Annotated in this window: 14 protein-coding genes; 7 read left to right on the top strand and 7 right to left on the bottom strand. The window is 72.0% G+C overall.

All coding sequences use genetic code 11. The features are described from left to right. Window positions 1-258 precede the first annotated feature (258 nt). Window positions 259-645 carry a hypothetical protein gene (locus tag NE236_RS34200; RefSeq protein ID WP_252846372.1) on the top strand — a complete coding sequence of 129 codons (387 nt, stop codon included), beginning with the start codon at window positions 259-261 and terminating at the stop codon, window positions 643-645. Between the two features lie 157 nt (window positions 646-802). Here the strand turns inward: NE236_RS34200 and NE236_RS34195 are convergent, their stop codons facing one another. Next, window positions 803-2,074: a lactate racemase domain-containing protein gene (locus tag NE236_RS34195; RefSeq protein WP_252846371.1), complete on the bottom strand. Its 1,272-nt coding sequence runs from the start codon at window positions 2,072-2,074 to the stop codon at window positions 803-805. A gap of 254 nt (window positions 2,075-2,328) precedes the next feature. On the opposite strand from NE236_RS34195, the gene NE236_RS34190 reads away from it, so the two are divergent. Both NE236_RS34190 and NE236_RS34185 read left to right on the top strand, forming a co-directional pair. Continuing rightward, window positions 2,329-3,879 carry a class I adenylate-forming enzyme family protein gene (locus NE236_RS34190; RefSeq protein ID WP_252846370.1) on the top strand — a complete coding sequence of 517 codons (1,551 nt, stop codon included), beginning with the start codon at window positions 2,329-2,331 and terminating at the stop codon, window positions 3,877-3,879. A gap of 398 nt (window positions 3,880-4,277) precedes the next feature. Next, entirely contained in the window at window positions 4,278-5,270 is a 993-nt protein-coding gene (locus tag NE236_RS34185; RefSeq protein ID WP_252846369.1) for an alpha/beta hydrolase, read from the top strand. A gap of 6 nt (window positions 5,271-5,276) precedes the next feature. On the opposite strand, the gene NE236_RS34180 is transcribed toward NE236_RS34185, so the two are convergent. Beyond that, window positions 5,277-6,191 carry a DMT family protein gene (locus NE236_RS34180; protein ID WP_252846368.1) on the bottom strand — a complete coding sequence of 305 codons (915 nt, stop codon included), beginning with the start codon at window positions 6,189-6,191 and terminating at the stop codon, window positions 5,277-5,279. A 165-nt stretch (window positions 6,192-6,356) separates the two neighbouring features. On the opposite strand from NE236_RS34180, the gene NE236_RS34175 reads away from it, so the two are divergent. Continuing rightward, the gene (locus NE236_RS34175; RefSeq protein ID WP_252846367.1) at window positions 6,357-6,692 is read left to right on the top strand and encodes a DUF1206 domain-containing protein; all 336 of its coding nucleotides are present in this window, start codon (window positions 6,357-6,359) and stop codon (window positions 6,690-6,692) included. Window positions 6,693-6,747: 55 nt separating this feature from the next. Here the strand turns inward: NE236_RS34175 and NE236_RS34170 are convergent, their stop codons facing one another. From NE236_RS34170 to NE236_RS34160, 3 genes are read right to left on the bottom strand one after another with little or no spacing between them, the layout of a single operon-like run. After that, the gene (locus tag NE236_RS34170; protein WP_252846366.1) at window positions 6,748-6,903 is read right to left on the bottom strand and encodes a hypothetical protein; all 156 of its coding nucleotides are present in this window, start codon (window positions 6,901-6,903) and stop codon (window positions 6,748-6,750) included. A gap of 43 nt (window positions 6,904-6,946) precedes the next feature. Then, window positions 6,947-7,453, bottom strand: coding sequence for a CBS domain-containing protein (locus NE236_RS34165; protein ID WP_252846365.1), 507 nt, complete (start codon window positions 7,451-7,453; stop codon window positions 6,947-6,949). Beyond that, a complete protein-coding gene (locus NE236_RS34160) occupies window positions 7,450-7,878 on the bottom strand; it encodes a pyridoxamine 5'-phosphate oxidase family protein (protein ID WP_252846364.1) in 429 nt (142 codons plus the stop codon). Before NE236_RS34160 ends, NE236_RS34165 begins: the two co-directional genes overlap by 4 nt. A gap of 208 nt (window positions 7,879-8,086) precedes the next feature. Here NE236_RS34160 and NE236_RS34155 point away from each other — a divergent pair, with 208 nt between their 5' ends. Continuing rightward, complete coding sequence (locus NE236_RS34155) at window positions 8,087-9,694, top strand: sensor histidine kinase (protein ID WP_252846363.1); 1,608 nt, start codon at window positions 8,087-8,089, stop codon at window positions 9,692-9,694. Between the two features lie 215 nt (window positions 9,695-9,909). Then, entirely contained in the window at window positions 9,910-10,767 is an 858-nt protein-coding gene (locus NE236_RS34150) for a universal stress protein (protein WP_252846390.1), read from the top strand. Window positions 10,768-10,923: 156 nt separating this feature from the next. Here NE236_RS34150 and NE236_RS34145 read toward each other — a convergent pair whose 3' ends face one another. Together NE236_RS34145 and NE236_RS34140 are read right to left on the bottom strand one after the other, a co-directional pair. Further along, window positions 10,924-12,435 carry a sensor histidine kinase gene (locus tag NE236_RS34145; RefSeq protein WP_252846362.1) on the bottom strand — a complete coding sequence of 504 codons (1,512 nt, stop codon included), beginning with the start codon at window positions 12,433-12,435 and terminating at the stop codon, window positions 10,924-10,926. Beyond that, window positions 12,432-13,187 carry a response regulator transcription factor gene (locus NE236_RS34140; RefSeq protein ID WP_372494477.1) on the bottom strand — a complete coding sequence of 252 codons (756 nt, stop codon included), beginning with the start codon at window positions 13,185-13,187 and terminating at the stop codon, window positions 12,432-12,434. Before NE236_RS34140 ends, NE236_RS34145 begins: the two co-directional genes overlap by 4 nt. A gap of 185 nt (window positions 13,188-13,372) precedes the next feature. Here NE236_RS34140 and NE236_RS34135 point away from each other — a divergent pair, with 185 nt between their 5' ends. Then, window positions 13,373-14,743, top strand: a complete 1,371-nt coding sequence (locus tag NE236_RS34135) for a ferredoxin reductase family protein (RefSeq protein ID WP_252846361.1) — start codon at window positions 13,373-13,375, stop codon at window positions 14,741-14,743. The last annotated feature ends 7 nt before the right edge of the window (window positions 14,744-14,750 follow it).

Below are 14,750 nucleotides of genomic sequence, written 5' to 3'. Positions count from 1 at the left end.
GAACATGGCCGGATTCGGCCTGATCGAGCCGGCGATGCGGTCATCCGAGGACGGAATATCCGCCATATGGCGACACCGCCAGCATTGAGGTATTTAGTGGCAAAAAGACCCTCAGGAATAGTTTGCCCCTTGCGGCATTGACCGATGCCCTTGGGGTGACTTCAGTAGAAAGCGGGCATTTCGGCCATGTCCGTTCGGTTAAAGGATCATGCGGGCGGCTGGTCGTATCTCACCAGTAGCTGCAGCGGAGGAGGATCTATGCGTCGCACCCGGCTGACACTGGTCATTCCGCTTCTCGGCGCCGGTCTCGCGATGGGAGCCTTCGAAGTCCCGCAGGCATCGGCCCTGCCAGACGGCACGACCGGCGCGGGTGTCCCTCACGCGGCAGCGGCCGCATCCGCACTCGCTCCCGCGTCGGAGTACACCAAGGGCTACCGGGCCGGACATCGGGACGGCTTCGCCGATGGAAGGAAGGCCTGCAAGAGGCGTTCTTTCCAGCGCTTCAGCGGGGCGACGAGCAAGTACGACCAAGGGTATGCCGCCGGCTATGACAGCGGGTTCGCGGCCGGGTGCAAGCACGCCCGGCACGGTCGTCCGCACGGCCACCACGGGCGTCACCGAGGCCACCACCGGTCGCACCACTGATCGGTGATAATCCGCGTGGGCGTGCGGGACGCTCGGTAAAGGTCGTTGACGGGCCCTTCATGCCCTGATTCGGGGTCTCGGCGAGCGCGTTCACCGAGCATTCCGCACGGCTACGCGACCCGCCGACTCGTCCGCGACGGAACGGCTCAGGCCCGGGTCAGCCGGTGGCCGGCGGGCGCAGGCGGTAGAGGATCTCGCCGGCGTCCGGGACGACCAGGACGTCGGGGTCCGGGTCCTCGGTCCACTGGCGGACGTCGATGGTGGCGGGGTCGCGGTGGCCAAGGCCGTGCGCCGCGCACACGTCCTCGGGGATGCCGGTGGCGAGCGTGACGCTGATCCGCGGCCGTTCCACCCCCGCCTCGAACGTGCCCTGCCCACGCAGGTGGGTGCTGTGCGCCAGGACGCCGAGCGGGTGGTCGCGGTAACGGTCCCACTGGGCGAGGAAGTAGTCGCGCGTGTGGTAGCCGACCTCGGCGAGGACCGCGCCGTGGGTCACGCTGAAGCGGTCGATGTGGGGGGCGTAGAGGATCACCTCGCCGCCGTCCGCGATCACCGGCTCGACCTTGTACATCCCCTTGGCGGCCGTCCACATGTCGGCGTACCGGCGCGGCATGATCGACAGGACGGTCTTGTACGGCCGGTCGACGTGGCGGACGTGCACCCGGGCGGACAGGTCGGCGGCGGCGGCCCAGGCCTCCTCGGGGGTGCCGGCGTACAGGCCGTTCAGCTCGGTGCCGCCCGGCCGCACCACCATGGCCAGGCACAGCCTGGGCGTGGGGATCATCTCGGCCGCGCGGTCGATGATCGCCCGGACCGGGGTGATGCCGCGGGTGCCGATGATGTCGTGGCTGGTGATCAGGGCGCCGAGCCAGTGGGACAGATCGATGACCTCCGGGCCGCTGACGCCGGGGAAGAAGTACTTGTTGCCGCCGGAGAAGCCGACGACCTCGTGGGGGAACACCGGCCCGCAGACGATGACGAGGTCGGCGTCGACGACGAGGCGGTTGATCCGTACGTCGACGGGGCCGTCGAGCCGCCCGCCGCTCAGCTCGCGGACCTGTTCGGCGCTGATAGTGCCGAGGGTCGCGTAAGTCGCCGGATCGGACCAGGCGTGGTTGAGCACGGTCATCTGCGGGAGCAGACGGTCCCGGCCCACCTCCGAGGCGCCGACGAGCGCGTCGAGCGCGGCGTCGTCCATGGGCTGGTGGGTGCCGAGCGCGACGAGGACGTCGATGCGGCGGGCGCGGCCGGCGAGCGCGTCGTGCAGGAGGCGCAGCATCGTGGGCATCGGCGCCGAGCGGGTGCCGTCCGGGATGATCACGACGACGTGCCGGCCGTCGAGCTCCTGGCCGGCCGCCATCTCCCGCACGATCCCGCTGATCTCGTCCTCGGTGAGCGTGCTTTCGGGGCTGCCCGTCCCTCGTACCACGATCCGGTCTTCCTCTCCTCGGTCGTCAGCGGCTCCCGGACCACCATCTCACCATCGCATCCCGGATTGAAGAACGAGGTTGCGCTGTACGGAACCTCCGGCGACGCATCCCGGACGCCCTGAGGAGGCGCGCCGGCTTCCGGGCCCCGTGTCGTCCAGGCCGGTCGCCGAAGCGCCGAGACGTTCTGAGAATCCTCTGAGAGGGTCCGGCTAGCCTCCGGCGGGTCGGACGAGTGAACCGCAGCGAGGCGACGATGCAGGACAGTTCGGACGAACCGCTGTTTCCGCGGACTCTGCTCGACGCGCTGGCGAGGGCGCCGGAACTGCCGGCCTTCGAACACGGGGACCGGACCGTGTCGCGGGGCGCGTTGCTGGAGACCGTCCGGCGGCTGGCGAACGCCCTGCGCGCCGCCGGGCTCGGCCCCGGCCGGGGCGTCGCGATGGTGACGTCGGTCTCGCCGGAGGCGTTCGCGGCGTGCGTCGCCGCGTACACGCTGGGGTGCCGCGTCGTCGGCGTACGGCCCGGGTACACGGCCGGGCAGCTCACCGCGGTGCTCGGCGCCGACATCGAGGCGGTCGTCGTCGACGGGCCGTCCGTGACGCAGGAACTCGTCGCGACGGCCGGACCCAGGCCGTTGCTCTCCCTCGGGGAGAGCCCGGCCGGTGACGATCTGTTCGCGGGGGCGGATGACGGTCCGCTCACCGTCGAGGGGCGCGCCGACGACGTCGCCAGGTTGACGTACACGAGCGGCAGCACCGGGCAGCCCAAGGGATGCGCGCAGACCTACCGGGCCCTGACCGCGCACTGGGCGCACCGGCCCTCCGCCTGGCCGGCGGAGATCACCCGGCTGGCCCGGGGCTTCGAGCGCTGCCTGGTGTTCGGCACGCTGTCCAGCCCGGTGGTCATGGACTACGCCACGCTGTCCCTGATGGGCGGGGGGACCGGCGTGATCCCGGACCCGGGCGACACCCGTCCCCTCTTCCCGTACGCCATTGAGCGGTATCGGATCACCGGGACCATCATGACCGTGCCGCGTCTCTACCAGATGCTCGACATCCTGCGCGAGGACCCGGTCGACACGGGAAGTCTGCGAGCGGTCATGGTGTCGGGATCCCCGGTGAACCCGCGCCGGCTCGCGGAGGCTGTCGAGCGCCTCGGGCCGGTGGTGTACCAGGGGTACGGGCAGAGCGAGGCGGGCCTGATCTCCGTCCTGACACCCGAGATGATCACCGAGGGCCCTGACGAGGTGCTGGCCTCGGTCGGCCGGCCGCTGCCGTTCGTCGACGTCGGCGTGCGGGATGAGGACGGCCGCCCGGTCGGGGTGGGGGAGACCGGCGAGATCTGGCTGCGCAGCCCGTACATGATGAGCGGGTACTGGGGCGATCCAGCGCAGACCGCCGACACGCTGCGGGACGGCCTGCTGCGCACCCGTGACCTGGGCCGGCTCGACGAGCGAGGCCTGCTGCACCTGGCCGGGCGCAGTCGCGACGTGATCATCGTCAACGCCGAGGTCTGCTACGCCGGTCCCATCGAGTCGGTCTTGGCGGGTCACCCCGACGTCGACCAGGCGTACGTCGTCGGCGCCCCGGACGAGCGGACCGGCGAGGCCGTCCACGCGTTCGTGGTGCCCGTCGACGGCCGGAAACCGGACCACGACAAGCTCGGCCGGCTGGTCCGGGACGAACTCGGCGCCGCGAGCGTGCCGCAGACGATCACGGTCATACCCGAGGCGCCGGTCGCCGCGAGCGGCAAGTTCGACAAGCGCGCCCTGCTGGCCCGGCTTCCGGACCCCGGGCGGCGGTGACCTCCGTCGGTCGTCCCCCGGTGTTCGGCGGACCTCACAGCGCCGTTCGAGAGCGGCGCGTCGCTCCGGTGATGTCGCTGATCGGCACCTGGGCGGTCTCCGGGATCAGCAGGATCGGCGCCGGCGCGATCGCCCCGGCGACCGGCCGGTGACCGGCGGGCGGATACCTGAATCACGAATCAGGTACCCGAACGGGGAGTTCCCCCGTATCGGCGGCCGGGAGCGGGGGGACACGATCGTCGTGGTTCCCCCAGAGACGAGTACACCGAGGCGCAGCGATGACGGTGACAATCCCCCTCCCCGGCCGCACACCGGGGCGCAGCGATGACGGCGACAATCCCCCTCCCCGGCCACGCACCGGTGCCGAGCCCCGCGGCATCGGTCGGCGGTGATGCCGCGTGACCTCCTACGACGACCTCACCGTCGGTGTCGCGGACATCGTCGCCCCCAGCCGGCAGGCCAGGGCCCTGGCGAGCGCCCTGCGGGTCGGATGGCGGCCGATGGCCGACCGGCTGAGCGGACGCTTCGTCTCCCTCACGGTGCTCCGCATGGCCCTCGAGCACAGCACCCGCCTGCTGCGCCCGCATCCCGGAGTACGGATCGAGGAACTGACCCGAACGGGGTCATCGGGCGCGCCGATCACCGGTGAGTGGGTCCGGCCCCCGGCCCCCCACGCCGGGGCGATCCTCTACCTGCACGGCGGCGGGTACGCGTTCTGCTCGCCGCGCACGCACCGGACGCTGACGAGCCGGCTGGCGGCGGGCACCGGGCTGCCCGTCCTGGTGCCGAGCTACCGCCTGGCCCCCGAACATCCGTTTCCCGCGGCGTTCGAGGACGCCATGGAGGCCTATCGGTGGCTTCTCACCGCCCTTCCGCCGTCCCGGATCGTGATCGCCGGTGACTCCTCTGGAGGCCACCTCGCCGCCGCCCTGGTCGGTGAGGCCTGCCGTTCCGGGCTGCCGGCCCCCGGAGGCGTCGTGCTGTTCTCGCCCTGGGTGGACCTCAGCTGTGAGCTGTCGGTGCTCAGTGACCGCGAGAACCGGGACCCCTTCATCAGCCCGGCACTGGCGCGTCACTTCGGCCGGCTGTACGTCGGCGACCACGACGACTGGTCCGATCCGCGGCTGTCCCTGCTGGACTGCACCGGCCTCGACCTGCCGCCCTTCCTCATCCAGGTCGCCGAACAGGAGGTTCTGCGGGGCGAGGCCGAGCGGCTCGCCGAGGCCCTCACCGAGTCAGGGAACAGCTGTGAGCTGCAGGTATGGCCGGGACAGATCCATGTGTTCCAGCTGTTCGACCGGCTGTTCCCCGAAGCGCGGGCGGCCGTACGGGATGCCTCCGCCTTCATCCGCGCCGCCGTCGGCGCCGACACGACCGAAGAGGCCGCCTGACCCCGGTCAGGGGGAGCGGAGCTTCTCCGGGCTGGGCGCCTCGTCGACGGCGTGCTCGGCGGCGCCGAAGCGGGCGACCGCGACGGCTCCGGCGACGGCGAGCACGAAGCCGACCAGGGCCGCCCAGCTGTAGCCGGGACGCGAGGCGTCGCCGAGCCAGATCACGCCGAGCAGACCGGGGACGACCGTCTCGCCCACGACCAGGGCCGCCGTCGCCCCGTTGACCGAGCCGATCTGGAGCGCCACCGTGTGCAGGTACATGCCCCCCAGGCCGCCGATCACGATGGCGCACAGAGCGGGGTCGGTCAGCAGGGCCCTCGGATCCATCGGGTGCACCCCGTTCAGCACGCGCACGCCCACACCCACCGCGCCGAAGCCGAGCCCGGACAGCAGCCCGGCCAGGATCGCGGCTCTGGCCCCCATCGCCCGTACGGCCAGGAACCCGGCGCCGATCAGCAGCACGGAGATCGCGAGCAGCCACCAGTGGGTGGAGATCGGCGTACGGCTGCTGCCCTCGTGCCCCGCCGCCCCGGCCAGCAGCACGAGGGCGGCGCACACCACCGCGATGGACAGCCACTCGAGCCCGCTCAGCCGGACGGCCAGGAGCACGGAACCCAGCAGTGCGGTGATCACCAGGTTGGCGCTGATCACGGTCTGCGACAGGAACAGCGGCAGGAGCCGGGCCGACAGCGCACCGAGCGCGAAACCGGCGATGTCCAGGACGGTGCCCAGCAGGAATTCCCAGGTGACGGCGGCCCTGGCGGTCGAGACCAGGCTCGGGCCGCCGTACGCGGTGGTGGCGGTGGCGGACCCCGCCGCGGTCTCCTCGCGGGCGGACCGGCGCGACCCCACCGCCTGCAGGACCGATCCGACGCCGTAACAGGCGGACGCTGCGACGGCGGTCGCGAGGCCGACGATCATCCATCGCTCCGTTCACGCGCCGCTGGGGTCGAGGGCTCCGGCGCTGTCCCCACCCTCCTACACCTGGACGCCTCACGGGGGGTGAGAAGTTCCGTGTCCTCGCCGGTGACCACGTTTGATCAGGAGAGGAGAGGGCATCTCGCGGCCGATCGCAGGAGGTGGTTCATGACCGCGCAGAGCGCACAGGTACGGGCGGCCGCCCATCGGCGGAAGTTCAAGAAGGAGCTCGAGACCGAGCAGATGAGCGCGCGGGTCCGGAAGGTCGTCGAGGCGCTCGGGGTGGTGGACCGCTCCACGCGGGCGGTCGTGTTCGCCGCGGCCGGGGTCTTCCTCGGCTACGCCGCCATCACGTTCGATCCGGGGAAGGCCAAGGGCGTCGACGGGACGCTGCGCCGGTTCGCCTCCACCTCGATCGGCCCCTGGCTGCTCGTCCTGGTCGCGCTCGTCCTGGTCGTGTTCGGCCTCTACTGCTTCTGCGAGGCCGGCCGGCGCCGCGTGTAGGGCGGCGGAGCCAGGGTCGGAGCGACGGCGGCTCGACTCCGAGGCCGCCGCCACGTCACCCCGGTTCCTCCTCCTTGCGTTCCGTCAGCTCCCGGGCGAGCGCCTGGACCGCATGGGTGAGCAGGGCGACCTTTGTCTCCAGCCGGCGGATGCGCTCCTCGAGCAGGGAGATCGACGGATCCGACAAGCCGGAGGCGATCTGCCGTGCCATCGGCTCTCCTTTCCCGCTCCGTCGGCGTGCTCCGCGACGCCGGTCAGCTCGGCGGTATCGCGCTGCCCCGCGGATGCCGGGCCGGCAGGACCGGCTCGATACGGTAGAGCGCCGGGGCCGTGACGTGCCCGGCGTGGGTACGCCGGTGGGCGCCGGCGGCCAGGGCGATGAGGTCCCGTGCCGTGAACAGCCCCGAGAGCCGGCCGTCCTCGTCGAGGACCGGAACGACGTCCGTCCCGGCCGCGAGCATCGCCCGCGCGGCGGTCGCGACGGAGTCGTCGGGGCGGACGTGCGGGAGCGGGCGGTGACCCACGAGGACGCCGACCGGCTTGCGCATCCGGTCAGGGCCTCCGCTGTCCCAGGCGGCGGCCAGCGTCTCGGCGTCCAGGACGTCGATGAAGCATCCTTCGGCGCTCAGCACGGGCACGTGATGGTAGCCGCCCTGCCGCATCAGCTCCCAGGCCAGCAGCGCGGACTCGGTGTCCGTGACGGCGAGCACGTCGGTCGACATCGCCTCGCCGACCGGCCGTTCCTCCATCGTGCCGGTCATGGTCTCGCCTCCAGCATCGTCGGATGAATCCGCCGCCCGGTCACGACTTCGCTCTGGATGCGGACGAAGCGGTCGTGCAGGCCCGGGATCCACGAATGCAGCGGCAACCGGGACAGTCCATCGATCTCCCATTTGTCCTGCACCGCCCGTGCCTCTCCGAGGACCGTCACGGACCAGCCGACCTCGTCGCCCACGTCGAAGGCGTCCACCTCGAACGCGACGATCGTGCCGCGCGTGGCCGCGGCCAGCTTCGAACCCGGCGCCGTCGCGATGATCACATCCTCGCCGTCGAGGACGAAGTTGACCGGCTGGATCGCCGGCAGGGCCCGGTCGGTGAACACCACCCGGCCGACCGGAACCGACCCCATGAGGGCGAGGCACTCCCCGCGCTCGAGGATCTCCAGCCCGTTGCCGTCGAAGCGCATACCTCGATGCTGTTCCGTCGCGGGCGTCCAGGGCAGGGGCTAACGTCCCATGTCCGGTGGACGTTCTCCGCCCGCCCGGCCTGGTGCCGCACCCGCGGCGGCGCGAGAACACGGTTGGACCGGACGCGGCGGCGACCCGGTGTCACCCGATGTTCCATACTGAAATCATCGGGCCAGGCAGCAGTCTGAGGGGGAGGTTCGGCTGCCCATGCCTCCGGACAACCGGCCGGGCCAGGATCGGTCCGGTCTCCTGCCGCAGCTGAGACTCGACGAGCTCCTCGCCGAGCTTCAGATGCGGCTGGGCGCCGTGCTCACCACCCGTGACCGGGTGCACGCCCTGGTGGAGGCGGTGGTGACGATCGAGAGCGACCTCGACCTCGACAGCGTGCTGCGGCGGATCGTGGAGGCGGCGGCGACCCTGGTCGACGCCCGCCACGGCGCCCTGAGAGTGATCGGGGAGGAGGACAGCCCCGGACGGCTGGTGACGGTGGGCGGCTCCGCCGTCGAGCCCCCGCGATCGCCGTCGCGGCGGTCCCTCGGGGTGCCGGTGCGCGTCCGCGACGAGGTGTTCGGCACCCTCTACCTCACTGACAAAGAGGGCGGCGGCGAGTTCGACGAGAACGATGAGAACGTCGTCGTGGCCCTCGCCATCGCGGCGGGTGTGGCCATCGAGAACGCCCGGTTGTACGAGGAGGCCCGCCGGCGGGAGCGATGGCTGAAGGCGTCGGCCGAGGTGTCGGCGTCGTTGCTGTCCGGAACCGACCCGGATGAGGTGCTCGTACAGGTCACCGAGCGCGCCCGTCAGATCTGCGCGGCCGAGACCGCCGCCGTGCTGCTGGCGGTCGGGGACGAAGTCGTCGTCGAGGCCACCGACGGATACCACGCCGACCTGCTCCGCGGGATGCGGTTCGGTATCGACGAGGTCGTTGCGGCACGGGTCTACCAGAGCGGCGAGTCCCTCGTACTCGCCGACGCGATGGAGGAAGCTCGCACCGCCGGGAGCTTCCTGCCCCTCGAGGTGGGGCCGGCGCTGCTCGTCCCGCTGGGCTCGGGCATGGCCGCGCGCGGCGTCCTGTTGGTCGCCAACCCCCCGGGCGGGCCGGTGTTCGGAGAGTCCGCCCGCCGGTTGCTCGAGGCGTTCGCCGCGCAGGCCGCGGTGGCACTGGAGCTGGCGGATCGGCGTCGCGACACCGAGCGGCTCGTGCTGCTGGAGGAGCGGAGCCGGATCGCCAAGGACCTGCACGACACCGTGATCCAGCGGCTGTTCGCGACGGCCATGACGCTGATGGGCGCGGTCAGGACCGCGGAACGGCGTGACGTCGCCGCGCGCGTTCAGCGGGCGGTCGACGATCTGGACGAAACGATCCGTCAGATCCGCTCGACGATCTTCGCCTTGCAGGTGACGGCCGCCGAGTACGGACTGCGCCCGCGGATCCATCGGGTGATCGACGGGGCGGAGGAGACGCTGGGGTTCGCTCCGGAGGTCCGGCTGGACGTCCCCATGGACACGGCGGTGGACGAGGAGGTGGCGTCGCAACTGCCGGCCGTGCTGGGGGAGGCGCTGTCCAACGCCGCACGGCACGCGCGGGCCCGGCGGGTGAGCGTCACGGTGATCGCGGGGGCGGAAGTGGTGGTACGGGTGGCCGACGACGGGGTCGGGATCAGGCCGGGCGGACGCCGGAGCGGCCTGCGCAACCTTGCCGAACGGGCCGAGCGGCTCGGCGGGTCGTTCGACGTCCGCCCCGGGGACGGCGGTGGCACCGTGCTGGAATGGCGCGTCCCCGCCGTGCACGGGCCGCGAGTGGATGAGGCGTGAGTGGATGAGGCGTGAGTGGATGAGGCGTGAGGACCGTGCACGGCCCCCCCTCCATCAGCGTTCTCGCCGTTCAACGGGCGTTCGGCCGGCAACATGGGACCTTCGTCCCTAACGCCGCCTTTCCCGGGTGATGACCCTAGAGGGACGAACGAGCCCGACGTGTCACAGAGTGGCTCGGCGTCGGGGGTTCGCGCCGAGCAGAGGGGACCATCGTGATGCAGCCGATCGTCGTCGGAACCGATGGCTCGCCCCGCGCCGGCCTCGCGGTGGAATGGGCCGCGGAGGAGGCGGGGCGCACGGGGCGTCCGCTGCACATCCTCAACGCCACCGAACGCTGGCCCTGCGACATACCGTTCCACCCGGCCCCAGGCCTGTCCGAGTCCCTCTCGGAGACGAGCGATCGCATCCTCGGCGAGGCCGTCGAGCTGGCCCTCAAGACCCGGCCGGACATCGAGGTCACCACCGAGCTCGTCCAGGACACCCCCTCCGAGGCGCTCCGGGAGGCGGCCGGAGGGGCTCACGAGCTCGTGCTGGGCCACCGCGGCCTCGGCGGCCTCGCGGCCCTGCTGCTGGGGTCCACGGGACTGAAGGTCGCCGGGCACGCTCCCGGACCGGTGATCATCGTGCGGGGCGAGACGGGCGAGCCACAGGGTGAGGTCGTCGTCGGCGTCGACCGAACCGGGGAGTCCGCCCTCGCGCTGCGGTACGCGTTCGAGACGGCGGCGATCCGGGGCGCGTGGGTCAGAGCCGTCCACGTGTGGGAGATGCCGTCGGCCGCCACCGCCGGCGCCTACCCGGCTGCCATCCGCGCGGCGGCCGCGGCCGCCGCGGAGGGCCTGGCCGGCGTGGTCGCCCCCTGGCGGGAGAGGTATCCCGAGGTCAGGGTCGTCGAGCAGGCCCCGTCGGGGCACACGGTCGGCGAGCTCGTCGAGCGCTCGGCCCACGCGGACCTCCTCGTCGTTGGTGCGCGCTCGAACTGCGGCGGCCGTTACGGCCTGCACCTGGGCTCGGTGAGCCACGGTGTGATCCACCACTCTCGTTGCCCCGTCGCGGTCGTGCGCGCCCGCCTCTGATCGCAGGCCGCGTGGTCACCGGAGTACGCGCTCCGCCTTCCGACGGTCGGGTGGCCGTCGTACGGCCTCTGCTTCCGACTGCCGGGTCGTCGTGCGGGCTCCGCCTCTGACCGTCGGGTGGCCGTGCGGGACCCGACTTCGACGGCCGGGTCGCCGTCACTCGGGTCCCGGTTCCGGGGGTTTCTGGTCGGGTGACCCCACCGGAAGCCGGATTCGGAAGCAGGTGCGTCCCGGCTCGGTGACGAGGTCGACGGAGCCGCCGTGGGCGTGGACGACGGCCGACACGATCGCCAGCCCGAGCCCGGTGCCGCCGGCCTTGCGCGACCGCGAGCCGTCACCGCGTACGAAGCGTTCGAAGACGTCGTCGCGGAGTTCGGCGGGGATCCCGGGGCCGTCGTCGATCACCTCGAGGAGCACCGTCCCGTCCGCACCGGCCGCGCCGACGCGCACCGTGACGTTGGTGCCCGGCGGGGTGTGGGTGCGGGCGTTGGTGAGCAGATTCCCGATCACCTGATGCAGCCGGAACTCGTCCCCGTGCACCGTGACCGGATCCTCCGGCAGGTCGAGCGCCCAGTGGTGGTCGGATCCGGCGGCCCGCGCGTCGCTGGTCGTGTCGATGGCCAGCCGGGTCAGATCGACCGGTTCGTGCGCCAGCGGGCGTCCGGCGTCGAGACGCGCCAGGAGGAGCAGATCGTCGACGAGGTGCCCCATCCGCGCAGCCTCCGCCTCGATCCGGCGCAGGGCGTGATCGATCCTGGGACCGGTCTCGCCGGGGTCCCGGCGGGCCAGCTCCGCGTGGCTGCGGATGCTGGCGAGGGGAGTGCGCAGCTCGTGGCTCGCGTCGGCGATGAACCGGCGCAGCCGGCCCTCGCTGGCGTGCCGCTGGGCGAGCGCCGACTCGACGTGTTCGAGCATGTGGTTGAACGCGGTGCTCACCTGCCCGACCTCGGTGCCGGTCTCGGTGTCCGGCACCCGGGCGGGCAGCACGACCTCTCCGCTGGCCAGGGGCAGCTCGGAGACGTGCATGGCGGTCGCGGCGACGCGTCGCAGCGGGCGCAGGGAGAGCCGGATGAAGGTGGCGCCGGCGACCCCGCCACCGACGAGGACCACGCCGAACACCGCGACCTCGACCATCTCGAGCCGGCCGACCACCTCGTCGACGCCGTGCATGGGGAGCCCGGTGACCAGGACGTCGTGGTCCTCTCCCGGGTTCGCGGTGATCCGGTACTTGCCGAGGGCCTCCAGCACGACGGTCCGTGCCCGGCCGTCGGCGGGCAGCGTCTTCAGCCGCGTCCGGTCCGCCGCGGCCAGGGTGAGCTCCCCGCCGGGGTCCCGGGGGTCCCGGACGACGCCGCACTGCGTGATCCGACCGTCGGCCAGGCGGGCGCCGAACGTGCCGACGGACTGACCGTTTACCTTGTCGAAGTGCTCGCGTTCCACGGCGTGCTCGAGGCCGATGGCGTACCGGCCCTTGGCGTCCTGCAGCTGCTGGTCGAGCCGGCCGATGAGGAAGCCCCGCAGGGACAGGGCCGTGACGACGCTCACGATGCCGCAGGCGAGCGTGAACAGCAGGAGCGATCCCACGATCAGCCTGCCGCGCAGCGTGCGGACGCGGAGCCGTCCCAGCGGCACGCGGATCCGCCGCCGGAGGACGCGATGCCGGGTCATGAGGCGGGCGGCCGCAGGACGTAACCGACGCCGCGCACGGTGTGGATCAGGGGCTCGCGTCCCGCGTCGATCTTCTTGCGGAGGTAGCTGACGTACAGCTCGACGACGTGGGCCTGCCCCCCGAAGTCGTAGTTCCAGACCCGGTCGAGGATCTGGGGCTTGGACAGCACCCGGCGGGGGTTGCGCATGAAGTAGCGCAGCAGCTCGAACTCGGTGGCCGTCAGCTCGATCAGGTCGCCGCCCCGGTGCACCTCCCGGGCGCCCTCGTCCATGGTGAGGTCCCCGACGGCGAGGACCTCACCGCTCTGCGCGCGGGCCCGCCCTGAGCGTCGGAGCAGGCCGCGCAGGCGGGCCATCACCTCCTCGAGGCTGAACGGCTTGGTGACGTAGTCGTCGCCGCCGGCGGTGATGCCCGCGATGCGGTCCTCGACGGCGTCGCGCGCGGTCAGGAACAGCACGCACACGTCCGGGTTGTCCGCCCGCAGCCTGCGGAGCACCTCCAGCCCGTCGAAGTCCGGGAGCATCACGTCGAGCAGGACCGCGTCGGGCCGGAACTCCCGGCCCGCCTTCACCGCGTCCGCGCCGCCGCCGGCGGTCATGACCTCCCAGCCCTCGAAGCGCAGGACGCTGGCGAGGACCTCCGCGAGGCTCGCTTCGTCGTCGACCACCAGCACGCGCACGGGAGAGCCGTCGGGACGGGTCATCAGGGGGTGCCGGGCGGCCGGCGAATCGGGGGGTCGAGGGTCGTTCATCGTCACCTACGCTGCTCGTCGCAGTTCTGGTCAGGCTTTGAATTCTCTGAGAAATCCCTCTGAGTGTTCACATCAGCGCAGGTCACAGCGGTCTCAGCGGGGGCGCACAAGCGGTTCAGAAGGAACTTTCAGGTTCGGGACCGAAAGTTGGCAACCGAACGACCAAAGCATACGGGGAGACCACTGTGACGACTCTCGACGAACGGACCGCGGTGCACCGGCCACGGACCGGCCGGCGGCCGGTGCGCGCCCGGCCCGAGCACGTGCTGGTCCCGGTCGGCCTGGGCGTGGCCGCGGTGATCGCACTGTGGTGGCACGACACTCCGTCCATCACGGGATTCGGGGACTGGCTCACCAACGCGGGACGCATCACCGGCCTGCTCGCCGGCTACGCGACCGTCGTCCTCGTCGCCCTCATGGCCCGGATCCCGGCGCTCGAGCGCGGCGTCGGCACCGACCGGCTCGCCCGATGGCACGCCATGGGCGGCCGGTACATGGTCTCCCTCGTCGTGGCGCACGCGCTGCTGATCATCTGGGGATACGCCGTCACGGCGCACACCGACGTCGTCCACCAGACCACGACGCTCCTGGTGAGCTATCCGGACGTGCTGATGGCGAGCGTCGCGGGCCTGCTCTTCGTCGGCGTGGGCATCGTGTCCGCCCGCGCCGCGCGCCGCAGGATGCGCTACGAGACGTGGTACTACCTGCACCTCTACACCTACCTGGCGATCGCGCTGGCGTTCAGCCACCAGTTCGCGACCGGCGCGGACTTCATGACCAGCCTGCCTGCCCGCGCCCTGTGGGCCGCGTTGTACATCACGGTCGGCGCCCTGCTCGTCTGGTACCGGTGCGTGATGCCGGTGCGCGGCGCCCTCCGGTACCGGATGCGCGTCGAGGGCGTGTACCGGGAGGCTCCCGGCGTCGTGTCGGTGTGGGTCCAGGGACGGCACCTGGACGAGTTGCGCGCCGAGGCGGGCCAGTTCTTCCGCTGGCGGTTCCTCACCCGTGACCTGTGGTGGGCCTCCAACCCGTACTCGCTGTCGGCGCCGCCTCGGCCGGACATGCTCCGCATCACGGTCAAGACCTTCGGTGAGCACAGTGGCGCGCTGTCCCGGCTGCGGCCCGGCACCCGCGTCTTCGCCGAGGGCCCGTACGGTGCGTTCACCGAGGGGCGGCGCCGGCAGCGGAAGGTGCTGCTGCTGGCCGGCGGGGTCGGCATCACCCCGGTCCGCGCGCTGTTCGAGACCCTCCCGGCCGCTCCCGGCGACCTGACCCTGGTGTACCGGGCGACCGACTGGTCCGACGTCGTCTTCCAGGAGGAGCTCGGCCGGATCGCGGCGGCCCGGGGCGCGGCGCTGCACTACCTCGTCGGCTCGCGCCGGGACCTCGGCGGAGACCCGCTGTCCCCGGCGGTCCTCACGAGGATCCTGCCGGACCTGAGCACCCACGACGTCTACGTCTGCGGACCGGAGGGCATGGTGCGGGCCGCCAAGGCGGCCCTGCGTCAGGCGGGCGTGCCCCGCCGCCGCGTCCACGACGAGTCATTCGAGTTCTGAGAAAGAG

The organism is Actinoallomurus purpureus (assembly GCF_024055795.1).
GTDB classification, from domain to species: domain Bacteria; phylum Actinomycetota; class Actinomycetes; order Streptosporangiales; family Streptosporangiaceae; genus Actinoallomurus; species Actinoallomurus purpureus.
Note: the sequence above shows the minus strand (reverse complement) of the source record. Positions and strands in the feature narration are given on the sequence as shown.

Excerpts from the sequence above, each read along its gene's own strand:
- NE236_RS34200 (WP_252846372.1), top strand. The coding sequence starts at position 259 with ATGCGTCGCACCCGGCTGACACTGGTCATTCCGCTTCTCGGCGCCGGT.
- NE236_RS34190 (WP_252846370.1), top strand. The coding sequence starts at position 2,329 with ATGCAGGACAGTTCGGACGAACCGCTGTTTCCGCGGACTCTGCTCGAC.
- NE236_RS34180 (WP_252846368.1), bottom strand. The coding sequence starts at position 6,191 with ATGATCGTCGGCCTCGCGACCGCCGTCGCAGCGTCCGCCTGTTACGGC.
- NE236_RS34175 (WP_252846367.1), top strand. The coding sequence starts at position 6,357 with ATGACCGCGCAGAGCGCACAGGTACGGGCGGCCGCCCATCGGCGGAAG.
- NE236_RS34170 (WP_252846366.1), bottom strand. The coding sequence starts at position 6,903 with ATGGCACGGCAGATCGCCTCCGGCTTGTCGGATCCGTCGATCTCCCTG.
- NE236_RS34165 (WP_252846365.1), bottom strand. The coding sequence starts at position 7,453 with ATGACCGGCACGATGGAGGAACGGCCGGTCGGCGAGGCGATGTCGACC.
- NE236_RS34160 (WP_252846364.1), bottom strand. The coding sequence starts at position 7,878 with ATGCGCTTCGACGGCAACGGGCTGGAGATCCTCGAGCGCGGGGAGTGC.
- NE236_RS34155 (WP_252846363.1), top strand. The coding sequence starts at position 8,087 with ATGCCTCCGGACAACCGGCCGGGCCAGGATCGGTCCGGTCTCCTGCCG.
- NE236_RS34150 (WP_252846390.1), top strand. The coding sequence starts at position 9,910 with ATGCAGCCGATCGTCGTCGGAACCGATGGCTCGCCCCGCGCCGGCCTC.
- NE236_RS34145 (WP_252846362.1), bottom strand. The coding sequence starts at position 12,435 with ATGACCCGGCATCGCGTCCTCCGGCGGCGGATCCGCGTGCCGCTGGGA.
- NE236_RS34140 (WP_372494477.1), bottom strand. The coding sequence starts at position 13,187 with ATGAACGACCCTCGACCCCCCGATTCGCCGGCCGCCCGGCACCCCCTG.